This window comes from Porphyromonas sp. COT-108 OH1349, assembly GCF_000768755.1.
In the GTDB taxonomy this organism is placed as follows: domain Bacteria; phylum Bacteroidota; class Bacteroidia; order Bacteroidales; family Porphyromonadaceae; genus Porphyromonas_A; species Porphyromonas_A canoris.
Genome location: NZ_JRAH01000010.1, coordinates 26,437 through 33,568 on the forward strand (window position 1 = coordinate 26,437; position 7,132 = coordinate 33,568).

5 protein-coding genes are annotated in these 7,132 nt (G+C 48.1%); 2 read left to right on the forward strand and 3 right to left on the reverse strand.

Features of this window, described 5'->3' with window-relative positions; translation table 11 throughout:
• Positions 1 to 5: 5 nt before the first annotated feature.
• The 3 genes from JT26_RS01625 to JT26_RS01635 form a co-directional block, all read right to left on the reverse strand.
• Complete coding sequence (locus tag JT26_RS01625; RefSeq protein WP_036845235.1) at positions 6 to 2,375, reverse strand: RND family transporter; 2,370 nt, start codon at positions 2,373 to 2,375, stop codon at positions 6 to 8.
• A 200-nt stretch (positions 2,376 to 2,575) separates the two neighbouring features.
• The gene (locus JT26_RS01630; RefSeq protein WP_036845237.1) at positions 2,576 to 2,779 is read right to left on the reverse strand and encodes a hypothetical protein; all 204 of its coding nucleotides are present in this window, start codon (positions 2,777 to 2,779) and stop codon (positions 2,576 to 2,578) included.
• Positions 2,776 to 3,465, reverse strand: a complete 690-nt coding sequence (locus JT26_RS01635) for a TetR/AcrR family transcriptional regulator (RefSeq protein ID WP_052089891.1) — start codon at positions 3,463 to 3,465, stop codon at positions 2,776 to 2,778. The genes JT26_RS01630 and JT26_RS01635 overlap by 4 nt, the downstream gene beginning before the upstream one ends.
• Before the next feature lie 249 nt (positions 3,466 to 3,714).
• Here JT26_RS01635 and JT26_RS01640 point away from each other — a divergent pair, with 249 nt between their 5' ends.
• Entirely contained in the window at positions 3,715 to 5,205 is a 1,491-nt protein-coding gene (locus JT26_RS01640) for a DUF3945 domain-containing protein (protein ID WP_036845240.1), read from the forward strand.
• Positions 5,206 to 5,239: 34 nt separating this feature from the next.
• Positions 5,240 to 7,132, forward strand: a 1,893-nt coding sequence (locus JT26_RS01645) for a DNA topoisomerase (RefSeq protein WP_036845243.1), incomplete at its 3' end; no start/stop codon positions are given.

Genomic DNA, 7,132 nt, shown 5'->3' on the forward strand with positions numbered 1-7,132 from the left:
TTTGTTCATTCAACCCGAGTTTCGTTTGTATTTGTCTCCTTACCGAACAGGTTGAACTTTTGGAACAATATGGGAGTGACACAGAGATCGGCAAGCAGTGCCGATACAATACCTGCCACGGAGAGTACCCCCATGTGTATAAAGGAAAGGCTTTCAGAAGTAGTATAGACGGCAAAGTTGGTACAGATCACTATGCTTGTCAGCACAATCGGTGTTCCAATAGTGCGGAACGAACGGAGGATAGCCTCCCGGTAATTGCCCCGGCGGTCGAACTCCAAATGCCCGTGGTTGATAAAGTGAATGGTATCATCTACTGCCAATCCGAGAATCATCGGCATGATGGTGGCGGTCATCATATCCAACGGATAGCCAAACCATCCCATCAGACCGCCTACCACCAAAGCCGGGGTAAGGTTGGGTATCAAACCGATAAGTCCGATACGTACACTGCCGAAGACAAGCATCATCAGGATGCCGATAATCAGAAGTGAAATAGCGAAAGAAACCATCTGTCCGCGAGCTACATACTGCATCATCGCCGTAAACTGTGGAATGCTGCCTACGGTAGTGACTGTGGCTTTCGGGAAAAGCTTTTTGGCATGAGCAACTATATCGTTCAACTCCCGTTCTGTTTCTCCGGAATCGTATGAATTCATCTCGACCATCAGGCGAAGGCGCCGATAATCATAATCGATCCAGTACTCTGCCTCACTACCTCCTGCATTTTCATAAAGGAGTAGCAACTGTGCCACCTCTTCAGGATTGTGAGGGATAGTATAATAAGAGGCATCCCCATCGTGCAGGGTTTGGTTCAGGTCTTTGAGGATATTCAATACCGTGGTTGTGCGCTTGGTTAATTTATACCTGTCTACGTGTTGTGCTAAGGAATCTAATCGCACTAGGATTTCGGGCGATTTTGCCAATCCATTATCAGGCAGTTCTATCATCACATCATAGGTATAGACAGACCCAAGTTCGCTTTCACCCACTTCCAAAAGGTTATTGACGTAAGCTATCTTTCGCCCCATGGTTCGCTCCACGTCAAAGGCGGTCTCTATTTTTGTGAATTGATAGATAAGAGCGACTGTGATCACTCCGGTAAGCCATAGTATCAAAGTACCATGTTTAAGTACACCGATACCTACCTTCTCTAATTTTCTGTCCAACCATCGTCCTCCTGTTTCCTGCATTTTGGGATGCGGTTTTCCGTCCTTACCAAAACTAAGGAGCACAGGCATCAATGTAATGGCTATAAAGAACGCCATCATCACGCATGAAGAAGTAGCTATACCGATAAAACGCATAGGCTGCATCGGTATGGCGAGGAAGGAAAGCAAGGCGGCAAAGGTGGTGAGTGCGCTGAACAGCACCGGCCATCCCATTTCCCTGACAGTTTCTTCTACTGCTTGTGTCCTCTTTCCATGTATGAGGAATTGGCGTTTGAAATAAGAATACACGTGGATGTTGTATGCAATGGAAACGGCAAATGTCAATAGCATGGGAATCATCACCATGCCACTATCTATCGTCATACCCACGTAACCTAACATACCGTACACGATGATGATGGAGCCTACAGCTGTGACAAGCGGCACGACCACTCCTCTAAAGGAGCGCGTTACTAATAGCAGGATAAGTATGGAGATTAGGGTGGCGATACCCAGTACACGGGGCATTTCCTTACTTATCCATTTCATTTTCATAGCGGTAACATAGGGCAGTCCCGTTCCCTTGGGATGGAGCTTTTGGTATTTGTCCTTGGTGATGATATGCTCCAGCTCGTTACCCGTCAGCACCTCAGGAGCAACGGCATTCTTCCCCTTGTTCCACACCGAGTCTTCTGGGAAAGTACGCAGCTTGAGTATGATCCATGAGAGCGTTCCATCTTTGGAAACGAGCCGTTCTGCAACGTGGGGTTTCAGGTAAGCCTTGTGGCGTATCTCTTCTAGTTTTGCCGGATCTGACGGTATTGTTTCGGGGACAATCTGTTCGATAGTCATACCCTCCTCACTGCCCACCATAAATTCGATGTCGGTGAGCGACGTTATTTTGTCGGCATACGAAAGGCTGTCCATCATCTCGTTGGTGAGTTCACGGATAAGTTCCAAATTCTCTTTCGTAAACAAATTGTCGCATCGGGTCAGTACTGCGGCGAAATTGTCATTGCCGAATATCTCCTTAAACTCTTCGGTCTTGACAAGCATCGGATCATCTTCGAGGAAGTAATCCTCCCACGAAGCACTCACTTTGAAGTATCTTAATCCTGTAAATCCTATGGCAAAGAAGAGGATAAATAAGCTTAGTACCAGCCATCGTCTTTGTACCATCCATTTGCCCCGACGGGCAAACCAATCGTTGATTTTTTCTATTTTCATATCACTTGTTATTTGTAAGTTGTTTCATTCATTGAAGGCGGATAAAAGCGATCCGGCTTCTGATAATCGCTTCGTGGTTGTTGGCTCAAAAACGAACAAAAGTCCGTCCTGTTCAAAAACAAAGCGAGCCGCCCTAAGTGGGCGACTCGTTCTATGGAATATATATGTTATTGAAACATCCCGTTTCATACATTTGATAGTTAAGGTAAGTGCCATAATTCTGTCCGAGAACATTCAGTTCCGTTACTTTCGTTTTTCATTGTAATTATATCTTTATCCGAAATCTCTTTGCGATGGGCGTTTCTCCGATTTTGCGTAACCCAAGATTCCTCACAAAGGAAAAGTCCACCTACTCCCTGTATAAGAGTTAATTCTTCATTGTTAATAATATTAGTGACACTCATATACTGTTTGTTTTTATTCTACTGGAATAGGAGGAAGTCTTACTTCCAACCATTTTCTTTTCTCTGTTACATTCCACATTCATGAGCTTTTTCCATCCTCCCGTGCTAAAGTGGATATACTCACCAATAAAACATTCTATTTCCTCTTGGGAGAGTTCTTCATGCAGTACCACTTCTTTCATCATATTAATCCACCAAGAACAAGTGAAATGTATAAAGAATGGAGAAATCTGGGTGTGTAAGTCCGGATAGAGTTCTTTCATTCTCTCCAAATATTCCATGCCGATTGCAGTGCTTTTTTCAATCCACCGCTCCCAAAAGTCATTGAATCGGGAATCTTGTGTGTCGAGAAACAGCAACTTAAACTCTTTGCGATAACGGGTTATAATGCCCATCACCTCCTGCATGGATTTACGATGATACTCCTCAGAGGTGAAAATTTCAAGGGAAAGACTTTCGTTCCGGTTATGATTGTCCAGCATGCCGTTCATCGCCTCTAAAAGCGGATGTAGGACAACAGCCAGCAAATCATCTTTACAGGGATAGTAATTGTATATATTGCTCAGACCAACACCCGATAGTTTGGAAATTCCACGCATAGACACAGCCTTGTATCCTTTTTGGAGAAAGGCTTCCCGAGCTGTTTTTAGCAATAACTTGCGTGTATAATCCTTTGGCGTTTGCATAGATCGATATACATTGTCTCAATTTAGTTGCAAAGTTCTTAATATTTCCTTGCATAGACAATACCTAAAAAAGGTGATTTTTGTCGGTTCTTCGTGATGCTATAGTTTTGCCCACACACAGTGTAAGGAGCCACTTCTATCCATATCGACGCCACAAGTACGCAGTTATCTCAACCCTCTAACATACACTGTTTCTTTGATTTACTTTTGCCCATGCACCGATGTTGGTGTCATTAAACACATTGTAATATGGACGAAAAAATCAAGGACCAAGAAATCCTTTTGGTCAAGGATCAGAAGAACGAGAGCCTCCGAGCCGTAGCCGGAGCAGATGAAAAAGGTGGACTGAAAACCGTACCGCCCACCGCCGAGCATGAACAGAGTTTCCTGAAGTTCGACAAGCACAGCAATGCGCTGGAGAACTTCCTTTCCAACTTCATGCGGCAGTTCAAGAACCCCACACCGCTGAACTTCTTCAAAGTGCCTTTTGAGAGTGCCGTTGCCAGTGCACGCGTACTCTCGGAGATGCTCAAAGCACCGGATGTCCCCTCCAATAAGGAGATGCTGGACTCTGCCCGTATCAATCCTGCGGACTATGCAGGGGAGCAGAAACAGTCCTTCCAAGGCATTGACCCCGATAAGGTGAAGTGGGATCAGTTCGAGCAGATGGGCGTGAGCCGTGAGAGTTTGGAAAAAGGCAAGCATCTTGATGACCTGCTTCAATACCGCAAGACTCCGCTTGTTCCCATCAGCATTAAAATCGGCGAAGTCTCCCTCTACACCGATGCCCGTCTTTCTCTGAAAGCCTCCGGAGACGGTACGTTTATCCCTGTCGTCCATGCCATCCGCAAGGAGCCGCAATTGGAGCGTGAATTCTTCGGGCATACCTTCACCGACGAGGACAAGAAAGCCCTCAGAGAAACGGGCAACCTCGGTCGTACCGTGGAGCTGACCTTCCCCGGCAAAGATGANTTCGGGCATACCTTCACCGACGAGGACAAGAAAGCCCTCAGAGAAACGGGCAACCTCGGTCGTACCGTGGAGCTGACCTTCCCCGGCAAAGATGAGCCGACCCGCAGTTTCGTAAGCATTGACCGCCTGACGAACGACATCATCGCCCTGAGTGCCGATAGGGTACGCATCCCCGATGAAATCAAAGGCGTGAAGCTGAGCGACGAGCAGAAAAAGGAGTTGTCGGAAGGCAAGAGTATCTACGTGGAGGGTATGACCTCCAAAACGGGAAAGCATTTCAATGCCAACCTTCAATTCAATGCCGACAAGCGGTCGATTGAATTTCGTTTCGGCTCTCCCAAGCAGGGACAACGACAAAGACAAGTCTCCGAAGGGCAGGAACAGACAGAGCAGAAAGAACTGCGTGTCCCCAAGAAGATGCTGGGACGCGACATCTCTCCCGAAGAACAAGCGAAGCTCAAAGCAGGGCAGACGGTCTATATGACCGGGCTTATCGACAAGAAGGGAGAACCTTTCAATGCCTATGTGCGTCCGAATTTCGAGCAGAACAAGTTCAATTTCCTCAAATGGAATCCCGACAAGTCCCAAACCAAAGAGGTCATTCCCGACAATGCTTCCCGCACGCAGGTCGCTGTCAATTCCGAAGGCAAGACCAACGAGGCTACCAAGCATGTGAGGGAGCCGCTCAAGCAGGGACAGACAGAGCCTACCACAGGGCAGGAACAAAAGCAAGAAGAGAAAAAACGTTCCAAGGGAATGAAAATGTAATCCGCCACCACTAACATCCAAAAAGTAAGAACAAATGAAAGTCATTATAGCAGAAAAGCCGAGCGTAGCTCGTGAAATCGCTCGCGTTGTTCGGGCAACCAACAAGAAAAACGGCTATATCGAAGGAGGCGGCTATGCCGTTACGTGGGCATTGGGACACCTGATAACGGCAGCCATGCCCGAAGCCTACGGCATCAAGGGTTTCCACAAAGAAAACCTGCCGATTCTTCCTCCCGTATTTACCCTTATTCCCCGTCAAATCAAGGATGATAAAGGCTATAAAGCCGACGCTGCGGCAGTCGCCCAATTGAAAGTCATTGAAAAACTCTTCCGAGCGTGCGAAGGCATTATCGTCGCCACCGACGCAGGAAGGGAAGGTGAGTTAATCTTCAGGTTCATCTACGAGTATCTCGGCATCTCTAAACCCTTCGAACGTCTGTGGATCAGCTCGCTTACGGACAAAGCCATCAAAGAGGGGCTCGCCCATCTTCAAAGCGGAGCGGCGTATGACAATCTCTATTATGCCGCCCGTGCCCGCAGCGAAGCCGACTGGTTGGTGGGCATCAATGCCACCCAAGCCATATCCATTGCCGCCGGGCGTGGCACTTACTCCTTGGGCAGGGTACAGACTCCGACCCTCTGTATGGTCTGCTCCCGTTTCTTGGAGAACAAGAAGTTCGAGCCACAGTCATTCTGGCANGGCACTTACTCCTTGGGCAGGGTACAGACTCCGACCCTCTGTATGGTCTGCTCCCGTTTCTTGGAGAACAAGAAGTTCGAGCCACAGTCATTCTGGCAACTCAGCCTTGCCGTAAAGGAAGGCGATGAGAGTTTCCGTTTCTCCTCTGCCGACCGTTGGTTCGATAAGACGGAAGCCACTGCCCTGTATGAGAAACTCAAACAAGCTTCTTATGCCACTGTAGAGACAGTTGTGCGCAAGGAGACCAAACAGGAACCACCGCTTCTGTATGACTTGACCACCCTTCAGAAAGAAGCGAACAGCCGGTTCGGCTATTCGGCAGAACAGACCCTTTCTTTGGCGCAGAAACTCTACGAAAAGGCATACATCACCTATCCTCGCACGGGTAGCCGATATATTCCCGAAGATGTCTTTGCCGAAATTCCCGCTTTGATAGCCTTTTTGCACGACCATCCCGTCTGGGGCATTCATGCCCGCCGACTGACCGACCTCAATACGCATTCTGTGGACGGCAAGAAAGTGACCGACCACCACGCCCTGCTCATCACGGGCAAGAAGCCGATAGACATGTTCGGAGACGAGGCGGTCATTTACGATATGATAGCCGGACGTATGCTTGAAGCCTTTTCCGCCCGTTGCGTGAAAGATGTCAGTACGGTTACTGCCATTTGTGAAGGTGTGAAGTTCATTCTCAAAGGTGAAATCATCAAGGAAGAGGGTTGGCGTGCCATCCTCAAAAACAACAGGAAGAAAGATAAGGAGCAGTTAGAAGCCGAGGAACGAGAAAGTCGAGAAAATGGGGAAGGCATCATCATCCCCGAATGGGAGGAAGGCGAGCAACTCCCACTCTGTGCCTGTTCCTTGACACAGGGAACGACCAAGCCCAAGCCCCTGCACACGGAAAGTTCGCTGTTGGCAGCTATGGAGACGGCAGGCAAGGAATTGGAGGACGAGGAACTGCGTGCGCAACTCAAGGATTGCGGCATCGGGACGCCTGCTACCCGTGCCGCCATCATCGAAACCCTCTTTGCACGCGAGTACATGGTACGCCAAAAGAAGTCGCTTGTTCCCACGAAGAAAGGACTTGCCGTCTATTCCATCGTTAGGGAAATGAAAATCGGTAATGCTGAAATGACCGGACAATGGGAAGCGGACTTGGCGAGAATCGAACGGGGAGAGTTGAAAGAGCAAGAGTTTCGCAAGGGCATCGAAAGCTATGCCACACAG

What these genes read in the sequence shown, in the direction of transcription:
- JT26_RS01635 (WP_052089891.1), bottom strand. Translation starts at nt 3,465, where the DNA reads ATGCAAACGCCAAAGGATTATACACGCAAGTTATTGCTAAAAACAGCT.
- JT26_RS01625 (WP_036845235.1), bottom strand. Translation starts at nt 2,375, where the DNA reads ATGAAAATAGAAAAAATCAACGATTGGTTTGCCCGTCGGGGCAAATGG.
- JT26_RS01630 (WP_036845237.1), bottom strand. Translation starts at nt 2,779, where the DNA reads ATGAGTGTCACTAATATTATTAACAATGAAGAATTAACTCTTATACAG.